The following is a 22,439-nucleotide window of genomic DNA, read 5'->3' as shown; positions in this document are numbered from 1 at the left end:
GGACGGATACACGTACACGGCTTTCGCCTCGGTCGGTGCTCGTTGGTCGGAGCACGTGACCAGGCGAAGGCCGTCTTTCCGTCACGACGGGGCTCGGGGCGCCTTCCCGCAAGCGGGTCAGCTCTGCACGGCAGCTCACTCAAACGACATGGTGCTGCCAACACAGCTTCGGCTTGTCGCCGATCCAGTACGTGTGAGCCTTCTCGGTGATGTGAAGCTGTACTGCGGTGATATCGGGACTTCCCTCGTCCTGCCACGCGATGAGGGCCCTCTCGATGCTGTCCCACAGGGCCACGGGTCCGCCCTGCCGGACGGTCCAGTCGTCACCGCTGGCGATGAACTCGGCGAAGGACTCGCGCTCAGGATCGAAGAGGTACAGGAGCTGGACCCCATCGCTCCTCGCAGCGCGGACGAACTGTGCGCCGGGGGCAGCGAGCTGGGCGAGGAAGGCCGGCATCCACTCCTCCAGGAGAAGGGGCGGCACCTTCGCCTCCCGCTCACTGTCGGCGTACGCGGTGCGTGCGGACAGGTCACCAGTCACCGGCACCACGGCCTGGGAGCGCGCCTGCATGAACGAGGACCGCCCGATGATCCGGCCTTCGGCCGTGCCCCCCTCGCCCACGGTGACCTTCGCGAGGCCAGTGCCGTAGGACCACGCGCCGCCGACGGTGGCCAGGATTGTTCCGCCCGGCTTGGTCTGCCTGACCCAGGTGTAGGGGATACGGCGGACGGCGCACGTGGCGATCACTCGGTCATACGGAGCACGACGCGGGTGTCCGAGCAGTCCGTCCCCGGTGACGGTCCATGTCGAGAACCCGGCAGCTTCCAGCGCGGCATCCGCGCGGGCTGCCACCGCCGGGTCCACCTCGACGGTCGTCACGTTGTCTTCGCCGAGGCGATGGCACATCAACGCCGCGGAGTAGCCGGTGCCCGTGGCGATCTCCAGGACCCGATGCCCCTCCTCCAAGTCGAGCTGCTCGATCATGTCAACGACGGTGACCGGGGTGGTGGACGAGGAGGTGGGCACACCCGTCACGAGATCGCTGGTCTGGTCGGCGGTCAGGTGTCCGTCGAGCTGAGTAATCAGGGACTGGTCGCTGTAGGCGACCCGAGTCCACTCAGCCGGGTCGGCTCCTACTGGGGTGGACGGCCGCCATCGGCCGCCGTCGACGGGCAGGAAGACACCGGGGTTCAGAAACAGCTCACGCGGCACAGCCTCCACCGCAGCCCGCCACTGAGGTGTTTTGAGAACACCGGCTTCCTGCAGCCGGTCGGCGAGGGCACGCCTCTCGGGGACGGTATCGGTCATGGGCCATCTCCTCGTGTCAGCAGGTCGGCGAATGCGGCGGCCATCTTCAGCCCGGTCTTCTCCTCCAGCCACCCCCATTGGCCGTTCGGGTTGAGCTCCAGCCACCAATAGTCCCCAGCCCGGTCCACCGCGAGGTCGAAGCTCCCGGACGCCAGCCCGAAGTGGTCCAGGTAGGTAAGGAGCGTCCCGCCCAGGCGATCGGGCAGATCTACCACGGTGTAGGAGAGGGCGGAGTAGTCCTTGCGCCAGTCCAGCAAGCCGGAGTCGATCCGTACGGCGAACACCTGCCGGCCGACCACCAGCACCCGCACGTCGGCGACCTTGTCCACGCGTGCCTGGAACAGGTGCGGCGCAACGCGCACACTGTCATCGATCTCGGCGATCGTGACCGGCTCCGCCCACCCGGTCACCGGAACTCCGTCTCGCTCGTACGGGGTCCACCGCAGCGTCTTGTAAATCACCTGACCACGGTCGGCGATGAACCCCCGTGCCTCGTCCGGATCATTGGTCACGAGCGTCGGCGGCACAGTGAGGCCGAGCTTGTGCGCGATAGCGAGTTGAGCAGGCTTGTAGTCGGCGGCAGCATTGCGGAGCGGGTGGTTGACCCACAGCGCACTGTCGAGGGCGTAGAGCGTTCCTCCGAACCCGTAGCGGACCTGCGCTGCAGCGAACCGCGCATCATCGTCGCCCAAGTGCTGGAAGGTGGGCCAAACGGGGCGGCGCCAGTACACCGCCCGCAATCGGGCCAAGTCGGTGATCCTTGAAGGGGTACGGACCTGCCCGGTCACGGGGGCCGGGCAGGTACCGAACCGAGCCGAGACCGTCAGATCCACGCCGATGTCGGCGGGGTTGAGCCTGACCACCGGCACACTTCGCCGGTTGAGTTCGGTGATCACCATGTCGGCGGTGATGTCATCCGCCTCGGTGGCCACCAGGACCGGCCTCCTCTCGGCTGCGGTCATCAGTCCTGCTGACTGTCCTGGTCATGGCCCTGGTCGGGCGCGGAGTCAGAGTTCGTGGTTGTTTTGGTCTCGGTGCCGGAGCTGGTGCCGTGCTTGCCCATTTCGAGCACCTGGCCGAGACGATCGCGGTACACGCCGGTCTGCGTAACGGGATCGATGGTGATGGTGGCGTGTGGACGACGAATGGTGGTGGGGTAAGGCGCGAGTCGATCCGCACCCCACGGGCGTGCAGTGATGAGCTGTGCGGCGGAGGTTGTCACGACATCTCCTCTGAGTGAGATTCGGGTAGACGGGTGGCGCTCGGTGGTGGCCGGCATCGTGCGCCCTTTCCTTTGAGACCACCGGGTGAACCGGGCGGTGCGGGACGGCTGGTGGCCGCCATAAGCCGTAGGCGTCGTGGCGGCATGGCTCATAGCTAACGGCTGGAGGAAGCCGATGGGAAGGAACTTTTGCTGAACTTACCTGCGGTCTAGAGGTAGTTCGCGGGCTGGCAAGGTGACACCTGCGAGAGACTGTGGAGCATGATGGAACTCAACGGGCACCCTGTAGGCGCCGACGCCCTGAAGAGCCTCGCGCTCACCGGATATGGGCACTTCACCTCGATGCGGGTCGATGACCAGCACATTCGTGGGCTCTCCCTCCATATGGAGCGCCTCGCCCGCGATAGTCGAACACTGTTCGATGCGGAGCTCGACCTTGACCAGGTACGCGCCTTCGCGCGGCGCGCCGTCGAGGGCATAAGCGGTGCGCTCATCGTGCGAATCACCGTCTTCGACCCCGATTTCGATATGGGGCATCCGGCCACCGCAGGGGCTCCCCAGATCCTCGTGAGCAGCAGGCCGGCCGGACCTCAACCAATGCCACCACTGCGCGCGAAAATGACCACTTATGTGCGTGATGTCCCAGCGGTCAAGCACGTCGGCCTGCTGGGCACACTGCACGCGCGCCGATCCGCTCAGCTCGCCGGGTTCGACGATGCGCTCTTCAGCGGTCCTGACGGCCTCATCTCCGAGGGCGGGACATGGAACGTGGGCTTCATCGACTATGACGGTACCGTCGTTTGGCCGAAGGCCGAGGTTCTCTCAGGCGTGACTATGGCACTGCTCCAAGCAGACCACGAGCACGCCATTATGCCGATCACCGTGGACGCCGCACACAGGATGCAAGCGGCATTCGCCACCAACACCACTATTGGAGTTCGGGCGATCAGTGCTATCGATGGCACCCAGTTCCCCACGGAGCACCCGACGCTCGCCAAGTTGCGCGACGTATACCTCAGCCGCCCCGGCGAAACCCTCTGATGGAGCGACCATGAGCGTGAAGCGCTGGACGGGCAAGGAGTCGCAACTCCTTCGCCTGGCCATGCGTAAGACCGTTCGGCAATTTGCTTCAGACATCGGGGTGAGCGGTCGAATGGTCTCAAGGTGGGAAGCGGGTGGCATCAAGGTCGTACCGAGACCATCGAACCAACTAGCGTTGGACACCATGCTCAGCTGCGCTGGCCCTGAAGTGCAGGAGCGGTTCGCGACCTCACTCACTGAACAGGCCGCGATCGACGCAGATCCGCGCACGGAAACTCTTCTTGCCCAGGAAGCCGTGTACCACCGACACCCGGTCGACGGCAGGCTGATGGCGCTCGTAGGAGAGGGGATGTACCTAACGGGCGAGACGGGCGAGGCGCAATGGCTTGACGCGTTCTACATCGACGTATTCCCGACCACGAATGCTGAATACGGCCGGTTCGTCGCAGTCACAGGTCGGTCGGCACCCAAGCATTGGGGTGTCACCGGCCGATGCCCAGATGACCTCTTTGATCACCCAGTTGTCTGGGTCACCTGGCACGACGCCCAAGCGTATGCGGAGTGGGCCGGCAAGGCCCTTCCCACCAGCCAGCAGTGGGAGAAGGCGGCCCGAGGCTCCAAGGGAAACATCTACCCCTGGGGAGACAGGGCAACCGCAGCCAAGTGCAACGTGCGTGACTCAGGAATCGGCCACACAACACCCGTGAGTCGATATCGGAGCGGAGCCAGCCCGTACAACGTCTACGACCTGTGCGGTAACACCTGGGAGTGGTGCGCTACCCGATCCCTACCCGGGCGGTACGAACTCAAGGGGAGCGCGTACACGAGTCCATTCGAGCGCGCCGCACCTTCGTCATTCAATGACGCCAATGCGGAGATGTGCGATGACGATACGAGCTTCCGCTGTGTGGCCGAACACCTCTGGAGCCCCATGAACGTGAAGCCGTAGTCCAGGCGCCACCCTGGGGTCGCCGTAACCGCCGATGCACTCGGCGGGAGCCCGCCTGCGTGCCGCTCGCGCATGTGAGGCGGGCACTCGGAGGCGGCGAGTCAGGACCGAGGCGCGACGAACGAACCCATGCCGTGCGTGGTGACGATCAGTCCCTCTTCGCGCAGCTTGGCAGTCACCTTGCGCACAGTTACTCGCGCGACGCCGAACTCCTGCTCCAGCTTCGTCTCCGAGATCAGGTGGTTCACCGGGTACTCGCCGCTGGCGATGCGCCGCCGAATCACGTCGGCGATCTGGGTCCACTTGGGGAGCGTCGGGTCGAAATCCATCACGGCGGTGACTGTAGGTATTGACACCCACTCGAACATAGTAGCTGGCGTCAGCATACGCCTATAGACATCTGCAGCAGACCCGCTCTAATGTGGCGCTCAGCACAAGACCCCCGCGACCGTGCGACCGGTCCGGGGGCATGGCCACCAGCCACTCAGGAGCTGATGACGTGAAGGACTCTATCTCCCGCCTCTTCGCATGGACGAGGGCACTTTTCTCGTCCAGCCGCCCCACACCACACGCTCCCACCGCCCCCGCCCCGACGCCGCCGGAACCAAGAAGCCCGCACCCCCTCGACGGCTCTCTCACCGGCGACACCGCCGCCCTATGGGTCACCCCACACGGCATCGACATCAGGCCCCGGCCTGCCACCCGCCGCCCCCAAGTGACCGAAGCGTTCGACATCGCGCCGGGAACCATGGTGGTCGACACCGTCACCGGCGGCATGGGGCGGGTAAGAAGCGTGGCTTCCAGCGGAATGATCAGCGTCGAGCACCCGAACGGATACGCCTGGAAGGCCTGCACCGTCCGACCTGCCAACTCCATCGAACGGCTCAACCTCCTCGCTGCGGACGCCGCCCAAGCCAGTCGGTCCCATCGTCAGGCGGACACACCCGCCCCCTGACGGCCGCCGTGGGTGGGGGCCGATCGGCGCCCCCGCCCACCCGGTCGGACGAACCAACCGGTTCGCAGCCCGGTTTTCGCGCCCCGAGCAAGAAAACTCGTACCGCGAACGACCGACCGACAGCGGCACGAGCGACGGGAATCCGAACATGTTCACGAACACCAGGGCGTTCAGCAGCTTCGCGGTGGACGACATGCAGAAGGCCAAGGGCTTCTACGGTCAGACGCTCGGCCTGCGCCTCACCGAGGAGTACGGAATGCTCACGCTCCACATCGAGGGGGGCGGCGAGATCCTCATCTACCCCAAGGCCGACCACGTTCCGGCGTCCTTCACCGTGCTCAACTTTCCCGTGGACGACATCGACAAGGCCGTGGACGAGCTCGTGCAGCGCGGGATCACCTTTGAGCGGTATCCCGAGTTCACCCAGGACGAGAAGGGCATCATGCGCCAGGAGGGCCCGTACATCGCCTGGTTCACGGACCCGGCCGGCAACACGCTGTCCGTGCTCCAGGAGCGATAGGAACCGCCCGACGCGCCGTTCAGCGTCGGGACCCTTGCTTCGAGCGCGCTCCAGGGCCTTTGCTACGGGCATGGAGTACACGCAGCTCGGACGCACGGGACTCAAGGTCAGCCGGATCGTTCTCGGGACGATGAACTTCGGGCCTCGGACGGACGAGGCCGACAGTCACACCATCATGGACGTCGCGCTCGACGCGGGCGTCAACTTCTTCGACACCGCCAATGTCTACGGCTGGGGCGAGAACAAGGGCCGCACCGAGGAGATCATCGGTAGCTGGTTCGCCAAGGGCGGCGACCGGCGCGACAAGGTCGTCCTCGCCACCAAGGTGTTCGGCAACATGGGCAGCGACGGCGCCGACTGGCCCAACCAGGACCGGCTGTCCGCCCTCAACATCCGGCGCGCCGTCGACGCCAGCCTCCGGCGGCTCCAGACGGACCACATCGATCTGTACCAGTTCCACCACGTCGACCGGACGACGCCGTGGGACGAGATCTGGCAGGCCGTCGACGTCCTCGTCCAGCAGGGCAAGATCCTCTACGCAGGCTCGTCCAACCACGCCGGCTGGCACATCGCCCAGGCCAATGAGGCCGCGCGCCGCCGGGGCTCGTACGGGCTCGTCAGCGAGCAGTGTCTGTACAACCTCGCCGAGCGGCGCGCCGAGATGGAGGTCATTCCGGCGGCCGAGGCGTACGGGCTCGGGGTGATCCCCTGGTCGCCGCTGCAGGGCGGGCTGCTCGGCGGGGCGATCCGCAAGGAGCGCGAGGGCACGTCGGGGCGGTCGGTGGAGTCGCTCGCGAACACGAAGGTCCGCGAGCAGGTCCAGGCGTACGAGGACCTGCTCGACAAGCACGGTCTCGCACCCGGCGAGGTCGCGCTGGCCTGGCTGCTGACCCGGCCCGGGGTGACCGGGCCGATCGTCGGACCGCGCACCGCCGACCAGCTCGGATCCGCGCTCCGCGCCGTCGAGCTGAAGCTGTCCGACGAGGTGCTGGCCGGGCTCGAAGGGATCTTCCCCGGGCCGGGGCCGTCCCCCGAGGCGTTCGCCTGGTAGGCCGACGGGCCCACGCGTCAGGACGTCACTTCACCGCCGCGACGACAGCGATGACGACGAGCATGACGGCGAGCACACCGGACACGATCCGGTTTCTGGTCTTGGGGTCCACCCTTCGAGCGTAACCGGCCCCGAGGAGTGCGGACGCGACCGGATCAGTGGCCGAGGCCCCACGACCGGAGCACCTCGTACCGGGGGCGCTCCCCGGGGACGCCGGAGACCGGCGGGTGGCTGCGCATGAGCGCCAGCCGGTCCACCGTCCACGCCGTGCCGCGGAAGTCCGCGAGGGCCGCCGCGTACGGCTTGAGGTCCACCCCGCCCGTCCCCCGCGCGAGGGTGAGGTGGGCGTGGAAGGTGTGCGTACCGTCCACGTCCACCCCGGCCCTGCGGGCCCCGGCCGCCGTCGAGCGGGCGAGGTCACGCAGCGTCGTACGGTCGCCGTCGGCGCCCACCCACAGGATGCGGTCGCCGAAGCGTCCGCCGCCCGCGAGTCGCAGTTCGTGCGGCGGGTGACGGCGCGCGGCCCGCGCCAGCCGTTCGGACAGTTCGGGCAGCAGGTCCTCGTCGACCTCGCCGAGGAAGGCGAGGGTGAAGTGCCACCCCGCGTGCTCGGTCCAGCGGAGCAGGTCGGAACCCGGCAGGGGACGCAGGGCGCCGACCACGGCCGTGAGTTCGGCGAGGGCGGCTTCCGGCGGAATGATCGCGGCGAACAGGCGCATATGGCTAGTCTCACCCGGATGGAGACCAGCCGGTTGGAGATCAGGAAGGGCGGGGAGGACGACGTCCCCGCGATACTCGCCATGCTCGACGGCGCCGTCGAGTGGCTCGTCGCGCACGGGCGCACGGGACAGTGGGGCACCGAGCCGTGGTCGGCCCGGCCCAAGGCCGTCGAGCGGGTCGGGGAGATCGTCCGCTCGGGCACCCCGTGGCTCGCGATGGTCGACGGCGTCGTGGCGGGCGCGGTGACGCTGACGCCGGACCCCGCGCCGTATGTCGCGCGGGCCGACGAACCCGAGGTGTACGTCCACCTGCTGGTCACCGACCGCCGCTTCGCGGGCCGGGGCGTGGGCGCGGCCCTGCTGGCCCACGCGGTCGAGGAGACCCGACGGCAGGGCATCGCCCTGCTGCGCGTCGACTGCTACGCGGGCAGCGAGGGGCGGCTGGTGGACTACTACCGCCGTAACGGCTTCACGCCGACGGAAACGTTTCTGGCGGGGCCGGAGGGTGACTGGCCGGGGCAGGTGTTGGCACGGCGGGTCTGACACCCGCCCGGCCGTGTCCGGCGGATCGCCGCCCGGCTGCCGCCCGCCGCCTGCGGCGGGAGCGCCCTGCGGGCGCGTCCTCAAACGCCGGACGGGCTTGATCGGCGCGGCGCGCCACCCTGGCGGACGACGGCGGAGGCCCCGGCCCGCCGGCCTCAAGCCGTCGCCGCCAGCTCTTCCTTCCTCGTCGCAGACTCACGCGGAACGAACGCCACATGCCGCTGCCCGCGCCGCAGGTCTATCCGTAGGCGCAGGCCACCCACCCGGGCCAGCGTGAAGCCGATCGCCGACGCGGCGAGCAGCGACACCGCACCACCGGCGAGGAAGCCGACTCTCGCGCCGTAGACGTCCGTGACCCAGCCCACCAGCGGAGCGCCCAGCGGCGTGCCGCCCATGAAGACCATCATGAACAGGCTCATGACCCGGCCACGCATCGCCTGGTCCGTCGCCAGCTGCACACTCGAGTTGGCGGTCACATTGATCGTCAGGCCGAACATGCCGATCGGCACCAGCAGCGCCGCGAACACCCAGAACGTCGGGGCCAGCGCCGCCGTGATCTCCAGCACGCCGAACAGCGCGGCCGCGCCGACCAGCAGCCGCAGCCGGGATGTGCCCCGGCGGGCGGCGAGCAGGGCGCCGATCAGGGAACCGGCCGCCATCAGGGTGTTGAGCAGGCCGTACGTACCGGCGCCGGCGTGGAAGACGTCATTGACGAAGGCCGTCAGCCAGATGGGGAAGTTGAAGCCGAACGTGCCGATGAAGCCGACCAGCACGATCGGCCAGATCAGGTCCGGCCGCCCGGCCACATAGCGCAGGCCCTCGCGCAACTGGCCCTTGCCGCGCGGCGCCTGGTCGACCTTGTGCAGCTCACTCGTGCGCATCATCAACAGCCCCGCGAGCGGGGCCGCGTAGGAGAGGCCGTTGAGCAGGAACGCCCAGCCGCTGCCCACGGCAGTGATCAGCACGCCCGCGATGGCGGGGCCGACGAGCCGGGCGGACTGGAAGTTGGCGGAGTTGAGGCTGACGGCGTTGCGCAGGTCGGCCGGGCCGACCATCTCGACGACGAACGCCTGGCGGACGGGGTTGTCCACGACCGTGACGAGGCCGAGGGCGAAGGCGGTGAGGTAGACGTGCCAGACCTGGACGTGCCCGGAGAGGGTGAGGACGGCGAGCGCCAGGCCGGTGAGGCCCATGGCGATCTGGGTGATCAGGAGCAGCCGCCGCTTGGGGTAGCGGTCGGCGATGACGCCGCCGTACAGCCCGAAGAACAGCATGGGCAGGAACTGCAGCGCCGTCGTGATGCCGACGGCGGCGGAGGAGCCGGTCAGGCTGAGGACCAGCCAGTCCTGGGCGATGCGCTGCATCCAGGTGCCGGTGTTGGACACCACCTGTCCGGTGGCGAAGAGCCGGTAATTACGGACCTTCAGTGAGCTGAAGGTGCCTCCCTTGGGCTTCAGGGAGGTGGTGCGTGCGTCGTCGTGGGTGTTCGGTGCGGGTGCGGAGTCTGCTCCGGGTCCCGAACTCAAAGTGCGTTCGCCTCCTTCTGGGCGGGCTCAGGCCGTCCTTTTGGCACCCATGGGCGACTGCGTACGCGCGTACGCCTACAGGTGCGCGAGTTTCTCCAGTACGGGCGCGGCGGCGCGGAGCGTCGCCCACTCGTCCTCGTCGAGCTGTCCGACCAGCTCGGCGAGCCAGACATTGCGCTTGCGCCGGCTCTCCTCGAGCATGGCCTCGGCCCGCTCGGTCTGGGTGACCACCTTCTGGCGGCGGTCCTCCGGATGCGGCTCCAGCCGGACGAGGCCCTTGGCCTCCAACAGCGCGACGATGCGGGTCATCGACGGCGGCTGCACATGCTCCTTGCGAGCCAGCTCGCCGGGGGTGGCGGAGCCGCAGCGGGCGAGGGTGCCGAGCACCGACATCTCGGTCGGGCTGAGCGACTCGTCGACCCGCTGGTGCTTGAGCCGCCGTGACAGACGCATCACGCCGGACCGCAGAGAGTTCACGGCGGCTGTGTTGTCCGGGGTTTCCAGCATGTTAGTTAGTTTATCTTATTACCCGGGCTAAATAAAGTGGACGCCCGAGGCGCCCGCGCCACCCCTGCCGCTATGCCCGTTGCCTGACAGAAGTCATGCTCAGCCGCTGATCCCCGGCCCTGCCACCCACCCCGCACCGACCGCGAAGCTGTACGTACCGAGCACGGATACCGGGCGCGGAAGCGACACGAGAGGGGCCCGATCATGAGCAGCACCACCATCACCGGCACACCGACGACGGAGGCGCCGTCCACCGACAGCCGCGGGCAGGCGCTGCTGCGGAGCCTGTCTCCGCTGATCGTGGACGCCCTCGTCCCGATGGCCCTGTACTACGCGCTCAGCAAGGGCTTCGGCATGGGCACCGTGCCCGCACTGGCCTGGAGCAGCGTGGTGCCCGCCGCCCGTACCGTCTGGAGCCTGGTCGCGGACCGCCGGCTCAACGGCCTCGCCGCACTGATCCTGGTCGTCAATATCGCGGGGCTGGCGTTCAGCACCATGTCCGGGGACGCCCGGCTGATGCTCGCCAAGGACAGCGGCGTGAGCAGCGTGATCGGCATCGCGGTGCTGATCTCCGCCTACGCCGGGCGGCCGCTGATGTCGACGGGACTCAAGGCGTGGGTGACCAAGGGGCAGCCGGCGCGGGTCGCCGCCTGGGAGCGGCTGTCCGCCTCCTCCGAGCCGTTCCGCCGGGCGGAGGTCACATACTCCGCCGTCTGGGGCGGGGCGCTGCTGGCCGAGTGCGTCGCCCGGGTCATCGGGGCGTACGCCCTGCCGGTGGACACGATGGTGTGGCTGGGCAACGTGATCCTGGGGGTCGCGATCGTCTTCGCGATGCTGGTGGCGGGCGCCCTGGCCGCCCACCCGATGGAGAACATGGTCGACGCCGACGTCAAGGCGCGCGCGTCCCGGAACGACGAAACCGCCCACGCCGGGATGGCATGAGCGGCTCGCCGAAGGAACCAGGCCGTACTACTTCACACCCAGCGCCTGCTCGATCGGGTCGAGCAGGAAGTAGACGAGGAAGCACAGCCCGACCACGTTGAGCAGCCAGGGGATCTCCCGGCCCCGCTTGTCCGCGACGCGCAGCAGGATGAACGCGAGCACGCCGATGCCGATGCCGTTGGTGATGCTGTAGGTGAACGGCATCGAGACGATCGTCAGGAACGCCGGGATCGCGATCGTGAAGTCGCTCCAGTCGATCTCCTTGACGTTGGCCGCCATGATCAGGAAGCCGACGACGAGCAGGGCGGGGGTGGCCGCCTGCGAGGGGACGATCTTCGCGAGCGGGGTGAAGACGAGGGCCAGCAGGAAGAGGCCGCCGGTCATCAGGTTCGCGAGGCCCGTGCGGGCGCCCTCGCCGACACCGGCCGTGGACTCCACGAAGCAGGTGTTCGCGGAGGCCGAGCCGACGCCGCCCGCCGCGACGGCCACGCCGTCGACCATCAGGATCCGGCCCATGTTGGGCAGCTGGCCCTTGTCGTCCGTCAGCCCGGCCTCCTCGCCGACGCCGATGATCGTGCCCATCGCGTCGAAGAAGCCGGAGAGCAGCACGGTGAAGACGAAGAGGCAGCCGGTCAGCAGGCCGACCTCGTGGAAGCCGCCGAAGAGGCTGATGTCGCCGACGAGGCCGAAGTCGGGCGAGCCGACGACGCTGTCGGGCACCTGCGGGACGCTGAGGCCCCAGTTCGCGTCGGGGATGTCGGCGAGCGAGTTGATGAGGATCGCGACGAAGGTCATCACGACGATGCCGATGAGGATCGCGCCGCGCGTCTTGCGTACGAGCAGGATGAAGGTGAGCGCGAGGCCGATCACGAAGACCAGCACCGGCCAGCCCTGGAGCTGACCGCCCTGGCCGAGGCCGAGCGGGACGGTGGTGTGCGCGGCGTCGGGGTTGCGGGTGACGAAGCCGGAGTCGACCAGGCCGATCAGCGAGATGAACAGGCCGATGCCGATCGCGATGGCCCGGCGCAGTCCGCTCGGGATCGCGTCCATCACGCGCTGCCGCAGACCGGAGGCGACCAGCAGCATCAGCACCAGACCGGCGAGGACGACCATGCCCATCGCGTCCGGCCAGCTCATCTTGGGGGCGAGCTGGAGCGAGACGACGGCGTTGATGCCGAGGCCGGCGGCGCAGGCGATCGGCACATTGCCGATGACGCCCATGAGGACGGTGCTGAGGCCCGCCATCAGGGCGGTGGCCGTGACCAGCTGGGCGTTGTCCAGCTGGTGACCGAACTTGTCCTGGCCTGCGCCGAGGATGATCGGGTTCAGCACGATGATGTAGGCCATCGCAAAGAAGGTGGCCAGACCACCGCGCATCTCGCGGGAGACGGACGAGCCCCGCTCGGAGATCCGGAAGAACCGGTCGAGGGCGTTGCCGGGGGGCGGCGTGGGGGACGGCTGCTGGGCGTCGACCGGGGAGGTGGCCGAGGAGGGCATGCGGGACCTCAGTCGTACGGGCCTGCGGGAGGCGAGCGGGGGGTGCGGGGACGCTGCCCGCGAGGGGTTGTGCGGGTGATCGACGGTGATCGGCACACCTGGGACGCGGACGAACGGATCATGAATGGTGCATCGCTTTTAGATGATCAGACGAAACATCGCAGTCAGAACCGGTCGGTTTCAGTATGAATAAACAAGAGGTGAATTGCTATCTCCGCGCGTAGACCCTTATGGGACAAGGCCCTGACCGGGAAGGCCCCATGGGCTCGGGGTGGCTGAGCTCAGCCACGACCAGCCCGTCGGCGCCCGCCCGACGTGCTCCGCCGGACAGGCCCTAGGCTTACGACCATGACGAAGTGGACACCCAGACACGAGGCACCGGAGCCCCTGGAAGGCCCCGTCGTCGCCACCATCACCGGCGGCACGATCCTCTGGTTCGTCCTCTTCCTCGCGCAGCTCCCCTTCTACGGCTGGTTCGAGGACCACGGCCACGCGTGGTGGGTGTGGACCTGCCTGGCCGGGGCCGGTCTCGGTCTGATCGGTATCTGGTACGTCCGTGGGCGCGAAGCGGCCATCCGACGTCACGCGGCGAACGCGAGCAAGCGCGAAAGCGTCATTTCGGAAGGTGAACCGGGCTGACCGCCCGTACCGTCGGAGGCATGAGCGATCCGGCGCAGACCGCAGTCGAGGAGCCCGTACCGTCGGCCGCGCACCCCGGCCTCACCGCCCGCGAGGTCGCCGAGCGGGTGGCCCGCGGCGACGTCAACGACGTGCCCGCACGGTCCTCGCGCTCCACGGCGGAAATCGTCCAGGCCAACGTCTTCACCCGCTTCAACGCCATCATCGGCGTGCTGTTCCTCATCATCCTGGCCGTCGGACCCGTGCAGGACGGCCTCTTCGGCTTCGTCATCGTCGCCAACACGGCGATCGGCATCATCCAGGAACTGCGCGCCAAGAAGACCCTCGACTCCCTCGCCGTCATCGGCGAGGCCAAGCCGAACGTCCGGCGCGACGGCGTCTCCACCGCCCTCGCCACCGGCGAGATCGTCCTCGACGACGTCATCGAGCTCGGCCCCGGCGACAAATGCGTCGTCGACGGCGAGGTCCTGGAGGCCGACGGGCTGGAGATCGACGAATCGCTGCTCACCGGCGAGGCCGACCCCGTACTCAAACAGCCCGGCGACCCCGTCATGTCCGGCTCCTTCGTCGTCGCCGGCGGCGGCGCCTTCGCCGCGACCAAGGTGGGCCGCGAGGCCTACGCCGCCCAGCTCGCCGAGGAGGCGTCCCGCTTCACGCTCGTCCACTCCGAGCTGCGCAGCGGCATCAGCCAGATCCTCAAGTACGTGACCTGGATGATGATCCCGACCGCCCTCGGCCTGATCATCAGCCAGCTCGTCGTCGAGAAGGACGACTGGAAGGAAGCGGTCCGGCGGATGGTCGCCGGCATCGTCCCGATGGTGCCCGAAGGCCTGGTGCTGCTCACCTCCGTCGCCTTCGCCATCGGCGTCATCCGGCTCGGCCGCAAGCAGTGCCTCGTCCAGGAACTGCCCGCGATCGAGGGCCTGGCCCGCGTCGACGTGGTCTGTCTCGACAAGACCGGCACCCTCACCGAGGGCGGCATGGACGTCAAGGAACTGCGACTGCTGAACAGCGCGGACGAAAGCTACGTACGCCAGGTGCTCGGCGCCCTCGGCGAATCCGACCCCCGGCCCAACGCCAGCCTCCAGGCCGTCATCGCCGCCTACCCCGACAGCGCCGACTGGCGCTGCACGGAGTCGCTGCCCTTTTCCTCCGCCCGCAAATACAGCGGCGCCGCCCTCAACGGCCCCGACGCCGAGAGCAGCCGCTGGCTGCTGGGCGCCCCCGATGTGCTGCTGGCCGAGGGCGACGCGGCGCTCGCCGAGGTCGAGGACCTCAACACCCAGGGCCTGCGCGTCCTGCTCCTCGCCGGCGCCGACCGCGAGCTGGACGACCCGCGCGTCACGGACGGCGTCCGCCCCACGGCCCTCGTCGTCCTGGAACAGCGGCTGCGGGCGGATGCCGGTGACACCCTGCGCTACTTCGCCGAACAGAACGTCGCCGCGAAGGTCATCTCCGGCGACAACGCCGTCTCCGTCGGCGCGGTCGCCGGGAAACTCGGCCTGCCCGGCGCGGACGCCCCCGTCGACTCCCGCCGGCTGCCCACCGAGCGGGACGCGATGGCCGAGGCCCTCGACCGCGGCGCGGTCTTCGGGCGGGTCACCCCGCAGCAGAAGCGGGACATGGTCGGCGCGCTCCAGTCACGCGGCCACACCGTCGCGATGACCGGCGACGGCGTCAACGACGTCCTGGCCCTGAAGGACGCCGACATCGGCGTCTCCATGGGCTCCGGCTCCGAGGCCACCCGGGCCGTCGCCCAGATCGTGCTCCTGGACAACAGCTTCGCGTCGCTGCCGTCGGTCGTCGCGGAGGGCCGCCGCGTCATCGGCAACATCACGCGCGTCGCCACCCTGTTCCTGACGAAGACCGTCTACTCCGTCCTGCTCGCCGTCCTCGTCGTGTGCTCCCGGGTGCCGTATCCGTTCCTGCCCCGCCATCTGACGCTGCTGTCGACCCTGACGATCGGCGTCCCCGCCTTCTTCCTCGCCCTGGCACCGAACAAGGAACGCGCCCGTCCGCACTTCGTGCGCCGCGTCATGCGGTACGCCGTCCCGGCGGGGGTCATCGCGGGCCTCGCCACGTTCGCCGCGTATCTGCTGGCCCGGCAGCACTACACCGGGGCGGGCGCGCTCGCCGCGGAGACGAGCGCGGCGACGCTGACCCTGTTCCTGATCTCCATGTGGGTGCTCGCGATCACCGCCCGCCCGTACACGTGGTGGCGGATCGCCCTCGTGCTCGCGATGGCACTGGGCTTCGTGATCGTGCTGGTCATCCCCTGGCTCCAGCACTTCTTCGCCCTGAAACTCGTCGGGACGACGATGCCGTGGGCTGCCGTCGGCATCGCGGCGGCGGCCTCGGCCGCGCTGGAGCTGCTGTGGCGCTGGGTGGGCCGTCGGTTCCCTGCGTGACCCTTGGCCGGGGGCTGCTCAGGCGTTGGACTTCTCGTCCTCGAGGGTCTCGCGGATCTGCTCCCGCAGCGCCGGGCTGTCCTGGTGCTGGTGGACGGAGACGGCGTGCTCGGCGGCGGCGCGGATGACTTCGTCCTCTTCACCGGTGATGGTCAGGGAGCAGTCGGTTTCGCTGGGGAACCGGCGGCAGTCGGCGACTTTCCTGGTCATGACGGCCTCCTCACTCCCAGAATAAAACGGCCGGTTCCTCGCCGGGGGCTCCTACGACGGCCCCGGCCGGTAGGCACCGGCCTCAGGCACAAGGCGGCACCCCACACGGCAACGGAAGCGCGGCAGCGGCCCGTCTGGCGAAGAGCTAGTCGAACCAGCGGGCTCGCGCCAGCTCACCCGTGCGGGAGGGGTCCTCCAGGAGGGCCGCCGCCTCGAAGCGGCGGGACCAGTGGCCCGCCGCCCAGGCGAGGCCCGCCGCGACGCCCTCCAGCGTCGTCGCGTGCAGCACGCCGTCCGGCCCGTAGCGCCAGTCCAGCTCGATGCCGCCGACCACGAGCTCGCCGTGCTCGACGTACGACGACGGCGCCCCCGGCAGCAGCACCCGCACACCGTCCGGGACCTGCCGCACCTCGCCGTCACCGGCGGGCACGACCACCGGGAAGACCTCGCTGACCCGGCGGACCTGCAACAACTCCGCCAGCTCCGCCGCCCGCGCCGGCCGGACGGGCAGCACCGGGTGCCCCTCGGCCAGCGGCATCAGGTCCGGCGCGTCGGCGACGAGCGCCTCCGCCGCGTCCACGACCGTCACCTCGCCGTCGAGGACGGCACGCAGCTCGTCCGGGAGAGTGACCTGTTCCGGATCGAGGTCCGCCAGGGCGCCGTACAGGGCGTGCAGTTGCGCCTCGCCCACCGGCAGCCGGTCGTCGGCCAGCCGCGCGAGCAGCTCCGCCGCGCCGCCCGGCTCGTCCAGCAGGGCGGCCACGGACGTCCGTACGCCCAGCGCCCGCAGCACCTGCTCGTCCGCGAGCCCGGCCGCGTCGGCCGCCTCGTACAGGCCCGCCAGCAGCGGGTCCCCGCCCGCGGCGCGCAGCCCGGCGGGGCGGCGGCCGCCCAGGACGGGGTGGCCGCGCAGCCACCAGGCGGTGTAGGGGCGCACCGACTCCGTCGTGCCGTCCGGCAGCAGGATCCGTACGGGCGCGGTCAGCGCGTCGCGCAGCGGCGGGCGGGACAGCAGGGCGAGCGCCTGCGGCCAGGCGTCGTCGTCGACGAGGTCCAGGTCCCGTACGGCCACGATCTCGGTCGCGACCGGCGGCACGGGGGTGTCGGGCAGCTGGTCCAGCACGTCCTCGCACCACACGTCGACGGCGTCGAGCAGGCCGACGTCGTCGGGCTCGGCGTAGTCGCCCTCGCGCGGGTCGAGCTCCTCGGGGTCGAGGACGACGTCCGTGGCGCGGACGAGGGCGAAGTCGGCGAGGACACCGCAGGCGGTGAGGGGCTGCTCGCCCCAGTGGTCGGCGAGCGCGGCGTCGCAGGCGGCGAGTTCACCGGGGCGGATGACGCGCTCGAAGGGGCTGCCGGGCAGCACGAGTTCACCGGCGGGGGCGAGTTCGCCGTCCTCGTCGGGCAGCGCGAGCGCGCCGAGCCAGGGCTCGTCACCGGGCACCAGGCCGGCGTCCCGGACGAGCGTGAGGACGGTCTCGGCCAGGGCGTCCGCGTCGAGGGCGTCCTCGTCCCAGACGTCCTCGGCGTCGAGGGAGTTCGCGACGGCGGCCCGCACCTGGGGGGTCGTCAGGACGGCGCGGGGCGAGGCCGGGGTGGCTCCGAGCTTCTCCAGCAGGGGGTGGGCGGCGTCGGGGTGGGCCACCTTCAGCCCGAGGCGGGAGAGCCGCTCGGTCTGCTCGGGGTCCGTGCCGTCCGGCGACGGCAGCAGCACCTGCCGGGGGCCGATGGCCGTGCGCCCGTCCGCGAGCGGCACGGGCAGTCCGCTCAGCCGGTCCGGGTCGACGCCGGCGAGGCTGTCGTAGAGGCGGTGCCACCACGCGGCGGCCCGCTCGACGCCCGCCAGACGGTCGATGGCCTCGCCCAGCGACACGCGGGCCACGCCGAGCGCGCGCAGCTCCTGGCGGCGCTCCAGCCCGGCGGGCAGCAGGCTGGGGAACAGCTCGCCCAGCACGGCGACGGTCTCCGCGCCCGCGCCCTCCACGATCTCGGCCTCGACGGGCCGCAGGGCGTACGCCTCGCCGCCCGGGGCGGTCGCGAAGGCGTCGTCCCAGGTGTCGGCGGGGGCGCGAACGGTGGTCGGGGCGGGCTGCGGGGTCTGCGTGGAGGCGTCGGGGCCCTGGGTCCAGGGGATGCCCTCCACGCCACCACCGGTCGGCGGGGCCTCCTGGCCGTCACCGTGGTTCGAGGCCGCGGACGGGAGGAAGGGGACGCGGGGCAGCCGGTCGAGGACCAGCCGGCGGAGCTCCGCGTCCAGGGCGCCCTGCGCCAGCGGGGCCGGGACCAGGTCGAGGGTGCCCGTGCCGACGGGGTGCCAGTCGCGCAGCAGCGCGGTGTACGTCTCGGCCGCGCGCTCGACGAGGAAGTCCGTGAGGGGGCCGGGCGCGGCGTGCCGACGGGTGGGTTCCAGCGGGAACGTGGCGATGAGCAGGGCCGGCAGGCCCAGCGGCTCGTCGGTGGGGGTCGGGGCGTGCACGACCGGCGCGGTCCGGGGCCGCTCGGGCGCGCCGTCCGTACCCACCGGCACCGCCCACGTCACCGCCCACGCCGGGCGCAGCCGCTCCTCCACGGGCCGGTCGGCGAGCAGCGCGGCGTCCAGCCGGCCGCCCGCCCGCTCGACGCGCCAGCGGGTGGCCGCCTGGCGCGCGGAGTCGTCGATGAGGACGTACGGGCCTTCCTGGCGGCGCGTCAGGGTCCGTACGGTGCCGTCCGCCGTCTCGACGACGACCTCCGTCAGACCCGGCAGGGTCAGCAGCAACGCGTCGTCGATCGCGGCCAGCAGACGGGCGGTCAGGTCCTCGGCGGCGCCGTCGCGCAGCGGCAGCACGACGACGGTGTCGTAGCCGTCGGGTGCGCTGCCCTCGGCGGGCAGCGGGAGCCGCAGCAGCGGCACATGGCCCTCGCGGCGGCGGATCTCCTCGCCGAGGGCGGGGGTGCCTGCCGCCGCCTCTTCCGCGAGCGTCCGCGCCTCGGCGAGCGACCACCGGACGCCGCCGGTGCGGGCGATGACGGCGGGCTCGTCGCTCACCGCCAGCACGGCCGAGAAGCCGACGCCGAACCGGCCGACGGCACCGTCCGCGCCGCCCCCGCCGTCCGGGCCCGGCCGCGGCTCGTCGTCGCGCTTGGCGGAGGCACGCAGGGTGGCCAGGGACTCGACGCCCGCGGCGTCGAGCGGGGCGCCGGTGTTGGCGGCGGCCAGCACGGCGGGCTCACCGGCCCGCGCGGGGTGCAGGGCCAGCCGCAGCCGGCCGGGGACACCGGCGCGCGCGGCGGCGTCGGCGGCGTTCTGGGCCAGCTCGACGACGAGACGGTCGCGGTAGCCGCCGAGCGCGAGGTCCTCCTCGGCGTTGGCGTCCTCCCGGAACCGGGCGGGCGACGCCGCCCAGGCGTCCAGCACACCACGCCGCAACCGCGCGGTCCCGAACGGATCCGCCCCGTCGGCCGTGCCCCGCACCATTGCCGTGCCGCTCACGTGTGTCTCCCTGCGCTTTCGCTGACCGCGGTGGCTCGGCCGAACCGCTGCCGTCGCCTGTGGGCCGAACGTACCCCCCTGCGGGGGCGCGCCGTGCCAGGGGGTGTCCGCCGCCTTCCGCCGTGGGCGCCACATTGCCGCCTGCGGCGGCGAGCGCCCTGCGGGCGCGTCCGGGGTCGCCGGACGGGCTGGAATGAGCTGAGCTCAGCCCGGACACGACCCCGAAGGGTCAGGCGTGCCCGAGGTCCTCCGAGGACTCGTCCTCCGAGCCCGCCTCATGCCGCAGCGGCCACGGATCCACCAGCGTCTCGTCGACCACCGGCTCGGACGGCCGTGGCGGCTTCGGCATGACCGCGGCCTCGGAGTGGCCTCCGCAGCCGTAGGCGAGGGAGACGACGTGGCCGTCCGCCGGGCCGAATTCGTTGGCGCAGACGCCGAACGCCTGGCCCAGGGAGCCACCGATACGGGCCAGGAAGCCGCAGCTCTCGCAGGACGCGGGGGCCGCCTGGGCCATGGGGGTCTTGGCGCCGTGGGTCTCGTCCCAGCGGTCGGCCGCGGTGTGCAGGCCGTAGCGGGAGAGGACGCGGGCGCGGCGCAGGCCGAGCTCCTCGGCGACCGCCGCGATCGTGCCGCGCAGGGGCGTGGTGGGCTGCGCGGAGGGCGGGCCGGCCGTGATGTCGGCGTCCTCCGCCTCGGCGAGCTCGGCCATCTCCGCGGAGACGGCGGAGTTCGGCGGCGGGACGTCCTCACCGGTCCAGCCCGGCTCCAGGCGCAGATCGTCGGCCTCGGTGGGCAGCAGATCGCCGGGGCCCATGTCGCCGGGGCGCAGCCGCTCGCTCCAGGGCACCCATTCGGGTGCCAGGAGGGCGTCGGGACCCGGCAGCAGCACCGACTCGTCGAGGGTGACGACCTTGGCGCGGGAGGCCCGGGTGACGGTGACGGCCCAGCGCCAGCCGCGGTACGCGGGGTCCTCGCAGGCGAAGTAGTGGGTGACGACGCGGTCCCCGTCGACGGCGACCTCGATGTGCTCGCCGACCATCCCGGGCAGCGCGGCCTCTTCGGCCGCCGTACGGGCGAGTTCGACCGCCTCGGCGCACAGGCGGTCCGGGGTACGGCTTCGCATCGCAGCACTCACAAGAATCTTGTCTCTCTTCCACGCCGTCTCACGAGTGCGCCAGCCGAACGGCCGGGTCGGCGGACGGAGCGGACCGCAGGACCGCGTCGACGTCCGCGCCCGAACGGCCTCGGGCGCACCTAGTCACTCCCATTCTGCGGGATCGAGACTCGGGGCGCGGCCAAGAACGACCGCCGGTGGCGCGCTACGCACGCTACCCCGCGCGGCCGTGCGGGGGATAGCCGGGCTGCGGCGAGCCTCGTCGCGGTCTGCCCGGAGGCCGGGCCGCCGCGGCCCGGAGCCGAGCCGCCGATGCGCCGAAAGTGCCATCGTCGGTGTGAGTTGGGGCAGTATGGCGTGGTGGGAGCCATCCGGTCAGCCGAAGGCGGCCCGCTCCGCCGTGCCGGCCGGGGCGTCGGCCGGGTTCTGCGCAGCCCTTTCACGGGAGCGGCCCGGGGGGTCCGTAAAGCCACGCACGCGCACGGCGCGGGCGAGTCCGGGCTCGGCAAACTGATCGAGCTGCACGCGGTGAACTCCGCCGGCGACATGATGATCACGATCGCGCTGGCGTCCACGGTCTTCTTCTCCGTCCCCACCGACCAGGCGCGCGGGCGGGTGGCGCTGTACCTGGCGGTCACCATGGCACCGTTCGCGCTGCTCGCCCCGGTGATCGGGCCGCTGCTGGACCGCATCCCGCACGGCCGCCGGGCGGCGATGGCGGGCGCGATGCTGACCCGGGCGCTGCTCGCGCTGACTATGTCGGGCGCGGTGGCGACGGGCGGCCTGGAGCTGTATCCGGCGGCCCTCGGCGTGCTGGTGGCCTCGAAGGCGTACGGGGTGGTGCGCTCCGCCGTGGTGCCCCGGCTGCTGCCACCGCGCATTTCGCTGGTCAAGGCGAATTCCCGGGTGACGCTCGGGGGCCTGCTGGCCACGGGACTGGCGGCCCCGCTGGGCGCGGGGCTGCATCAGCTGGGGCCGGAGTATCCGCTGTACGGGGCGTGCGCGGTGTTCGCGCTCGGCACCTTCCTGTCCTTCTCGCTGCCGCACAAGGTCGACTCGGCGAAGGGGGAGGCCCGGGCGCGCCTGGTGTCGGGCGAGCACCGGCCGATCTCGATCCGCCACCCGCGGGCCGGGAAGCCCGAGAGGAACGGGAAGCCGGAGAAGAACGGGAAACAGGGGAACCAGACGAGGAAGGAGAGGAAACCCGGGCTGCGGACGGTGGGCAGCTCGGTGCTGCACGGCCTCCAGGCGAACAGCGCGATGCGCATGCTGTCGGGCTTCCTCACCTTCTTCCTGGCCTTCATGCTCCGGGTTCACCCGCTCGGGGGGCTGAGCCCGGCCATGTCGCTGGGTGTCGTCGCGGTCGCGGCGGGCGGCGGGAACGCGCTGGGCACGGCCATCGGCGCGCTGCTGCGCTCGCGCGGGCCGGAGGCGATGATCGCGCTGGTGCTGTCCGTGTCCCTGGCGATGGTGGTCACCGCGGCCGTCCTCTACAGCCCGGTCGCGATCGGTGCCGTGGCGGCCGTCGCGGGCATCTCGCAGGCGCTCGGCAAGCAGTCGCTGGACTCGCTGATCCAGCGGGACGTGCCGGAGGAGGTGCGGACGTCGGCGTTCGCCCGTTCCGAGACGCTGCTGCAGATGTCCTGGGTGGTCGGCGGGGCGATCGGCATCCTGCTGCCGCTCAACGGCACGCTGGGCATGTCGGTCGCGGCGGGGTTCCTCGCGCTCGGCGTGGCGACCGCCGTGCGGGGCCTGCTGACGGCCGCCCGGCGCGCCTCGCCGCACCCGCGCGTGGCGTGAGCGGACGGGCCCGAT

General features: G+C 70.8%; 21 protein-coding genes. 10 read left to right on the top strand and 11 right to left on the bottom strand.

Features of this window, described 5'->3' with window-relative positions; translation table 11 throughout:
- Nucleotides 1–139 precede the first annotated feature (139 nt).
- From tgmC to tgmA, 3 genes are read right to left on the bottom strand one after another with little or no spacing between them, the layout of a single operon-like run.
- Nucleotides 140–1,309, bottom strand: a complete 1,170-nt coding sequence (gene tgmC / locus ACZ53N_RS16405) for an ATP-grasp peptide maturase system methyltransferase (RefSeq protein ID WP_469141526.1) — start codon at nucleotides 1,307–1,309, stop codon at nucleotides 140–142.
- Nucleotides 1,306–2,271 carry an ATP-grasp ribosomal peptide maturase gene (gene tgmB / locus ACZ53N_RS16400; protein ID WP_469141525.1) on the bottom strand — a complete coding sequence of 322 codons (966 nt, stop codon included), beginning with the start codon at nucleotides 2,269–2,271 and terminating at the stop codon, nucleotides 1,306–1,308. The genes tgmC and tgmB overlap by 4 nt, the downstream gene beginning before the upstream one ends.
- Complete coding sequence (gene tgmA, locus ACZ53N_RS16395; RefSeq protein WP_469141524.1) at nucleotides 2,271–2,531, bottom strand: putative ATP-grasp-modified RiPP; 261 nt, start codon at nucleotides 2,529–2,531, stop codon at nucleotides 2,271–2,273. Before tgmA ends, tgmB begins: the two co-directional genes overlap by 1 nt.
- Before the next feature lie 261 nt (nucleotides 2,532–2,792).
- Here tgmA and ACZ53N_RS16390 point away from each other — a divergent pair, with 261 nt between their 5' ends.
- Nucleotides 2,793–3,572, top strand: coding sequence for an aminotransferase class IV family protein (locus ACZ53N_RS16390; protein ID WP_469141523.1), 780 nt, complete (start codon nucleotides 2,793–2,795; stop codon nucleotides 3,570–3,572).
- Between the two features lie 10 nt (nucleotides 3,573–3,582).
- Complete coding sequence (locus tag ACZ53N_RS16385; RefSeq protein WP_469141522.1) at nucleotides 3,583–4,521, top strand: SUMF1/EgtB/PvdO family nonheme iron enzyme; 939 nt, start codon at nucleotides 3,583–3,585, stop codon at nucleotides 4,519–4,521.
- Between the two features lie 101 nt (nucleotides 4,522–4,622).
- Here the strand turns inward: ACZ53N_RS16385 and ACZ53N_RS16380 are convergent, their stop codons facing one another.
- On the bottom strand, nucleotides 4,623–4,850 hold the full coding sequence (locus ACZ53N_RS16380) for a GntR family transcriptional regulator (RefSeq protein ID WP_469141617.1): 228 nt from the start codon (nucleotides 4,848–4,850) through the stop codon (nucleotides 4,623–4,625).
- Between the two features lie 170 nt (nucleotides 4,851–5,020).
- On the opposite strand from ACZ53N_RS16380, the gene ACZ53N_RS16375 reads away from it, so the two are divergent.
- From ACZ53N_RS16375 to ACZ53N_RS16365, 3 genes are all read left to right on the top strand, one after another.
- Nucleotides 5,021–5,476 (top strand): hypothetical protein, encoded by a 456-nt coding sequence (locus tag ACZ53N_RS16375; protein ID WP_469141521.1) that lies wholly within the window; start codon nucleotides 5,021–5,023, stop codon nucleotides 5,474–5,476.
- Nucleotides 5,477–5,624: 148 nt separating this feature from the next.
- On the top strand, nucleotides 5,625–5,996 hold the full coding sequence (locus tag ACZ53N_RS16370; RefSeq protein WP_469141520.1) for a VOC family protein: 372 nt from the start codon (nucleotides 5,625–5,627) through the stop codon (nucleotides 5,994–5,996).
- A 70-nt stretch (nucleotides 5,997–6,066) separates the two neighbouring features.
- A complete protein-coding gene (locus ACZ53N_RS16365; protein WP_469141519.1) occupies nucleotides 6,067–7,047 on the top strand; it encodes an aldo/keto reductase in 981 nt (326 codons plus the stop codon).
- Between the two features lie 155 nt (nucleotides 7,048–7,202).
- On the opposite strand, the gene thpR is transcribed toward ACZ53N_RS16365, so the two are convergent.
- Complete coding sequence (gene thpR / locus ACZ53N_RS16360; RefSeq protein ID WP_469141518.1) at nucleotides 7,203–7,766, bottom strand: RNA 2',3'-cyclic phosphodiesterase; 564 nt, start codon at nucleotides 7,764–7,766, stop codon at nucleotides 7,203–7,205.
- An 18-nt stretch (nucleotides 7,767–7,784) separates the two neighbouring features.
- Between thpR and ACZ53N_RS16355 the strand changes: the two genes are divergently transcribed.
- A complete protein-coding gene (locus ACZ53N_RS16355) occupies nucleotides 7,785–8,309 on the top strand; it encodes a GNAT family N-acetyltransferase (protein WP_469141517.1) in 525 nt (174 codons plus the stop codon).
- 155 nt (nucleotides 8,310–8,464) lie between these two features.
- On the opposite strand, the gene ACZ53N_RS16350 is transcribed toward ACZ53N_RS16355, so the two are convergent.
- Nucleotides 8,465–9,835, bottom strand: a complete 1,371-nt coding sequence (locus tag ACZ53N_RS16350; RefSeq protein ID WP_469141516.1) for an MFS transporter — start codon at nucleotides 9,833–9,835, stop codon at nucleotides 8,465–8,467.
- Between the two features lie 75 nt (nucleotides 9,836–9,910).
- Nucleotides 9,911–10,342, bottom strand: a complete 432-nt coding sequence (locus ACZ53N_RS16345; protein ID WP_469141515.1) for a MarR family winged helix-turn-helix transcriptional regulator — start codon at nucleotides 10,340–10,342, stop codon at nucleotides 9,911–9,913.
- A gap of 204 nt (nucleotides 10,343–10,546) precedes the next feature.
- Between ACZ53N_RS16345 and ACZ53N_RS16340 the strand changes: the two genes are divergently transcribed.
- A complete protein-coding gene (locus tag ACZ53N_RS16340) occupies nucleotides 10,547–11,284 on the top strand; it encodes a VC0807 family protein (RefSeq protein ID WP_469141514.1) in 738 nt (245 codons plus the stop codon).
- Nucleotides 11,285–11,311: 27 nt separating this feature from the next.
- Here ACZ53N_RS16340 and ACZ53N_RS16335 read toward each other — a convergent pair whose 3' ends face one another.
- Nucleotides 11,312–12,781, bottom strand: coding sequence for an NCS2 family permease (locus ACZ53N_RS16335; RefSeq protein WP_469141513.1), 1,470 nt, complete (start codon nucleotides 12,779–12,781; stop codon nucleotides 11,312–11,314).
- Nucleotides 12,782–13,129: 348 nt separating this feature from the next.
- Between ACZ53N_RS16335 and ACZ53N_RS16330 the strand changes: the two genes are divergently transcribed.
- Both ACZ53N_RS16330 and ACZ53N_RS16325 read left to right on the top strand, forming a co-directional pair.
- The gene (locus tag ACZ53N_RS16330) at nucleotides 13,130–13,420 is read left to right on the top strand and encodes a DUF2530 domain-containing protein (protein ID WP_469141512.1); all 291 of its coding nucleotides are present in this window, start codon (nucleotides 13,130–13,132) and stop codon (nucleotides 13,418–13,420) included.
- A 20-nt stretch (nucleotides 13,421–13,440) separates the two neighbouring features.
- A complete protein-coding gene (locus ACZ53N_RS16325; RefSeq protein ID WP_469141511.1) occupies nucleotides 13,441–15,828 on the top strand; it encodes an HAD-IC family P-type ATPase in 2,388 nt (795 codons plus the stop codon).
- A gap of 18 nt (nucleotides 15,829–15,846) precedes the next feature.
- Here the strand turns inward: ACZ53N_RS16325 and ACZ53N_RS16320 are convergent, their stop codons facing one another.
- The 3 genes from ACZ53N_RS16320 to ACZ53N_RS16310 all read right to left on the bottom strand — a co-directional run bounded on the left by ACZ53N_RS16320 (nucleotide 15,847) and on the right by ACZ53N_RS16310 (nucleotide 20,633).
- On the bottom strand, nucleotides 15,847–16,038 hold the full coding sequence (locus ACZ53N_RS16320; protein ID WP_356449479.1) for a DUF1059 domain-containing protein: 192 nt from the start codon (nucleotides 16,036–16,038) through the stop codon (nucleotides 15,847–15,849).
- Nucleotides 16,039–16,183: 145 nt separating this feature from the next.
- Nucleotides 16,184–19,495, bottom strand: a complete 3,312-nt coding sequence (locus ACZ53N_RS16315; protein ID WP_469141616.1) for a sacsin N-terminal ATP-binding-like domain-containing protein — start codon at nucleotides 19,493–19,495, stop codon at nucleotides 16,184–16,186.
- A gap of 244 nt (nucleotides 19,496–19,739) precedes the next feature.
- Nucleotides 19,740–20,633, bottom strand: coding sequence for a DUF3027 domain-containing protein (locus tag ACZ53N_RS16310; RefSeq protein ID WP_469141510.1), 894 nt, complete (start codon nucleotides 20,631–20,633; stop codon nucleotides 19,740–19,742).
- A gap of 351 nt (nucleotides 20,634–20,984) precedes the next feature.
- Between ACZ53N_RS16310 and ACZ53N_RS16305 the strand changes: the two genes are divergently transcribed.
- Nucleotides 20,985–22,424, top strand: coding sequence for an MFS transporter (locus ACZ53N_RS16305; protein WP_469141509.1), 1,440 nt, complete (start codon nucleotides 20,985–20,987; stop codon nucleotides 22,422–22,424).
- The last annotated feature ends 15 nt before the right edge of the window (nucleotides 22,425–22,439 follow it).

It is taken from the genome of Streptomyces sp. NPDC033229, from assembly GCF_055576875.1.
This window is presented reverse-complemented; position numbering and strand designations above follow the sequence as displayed.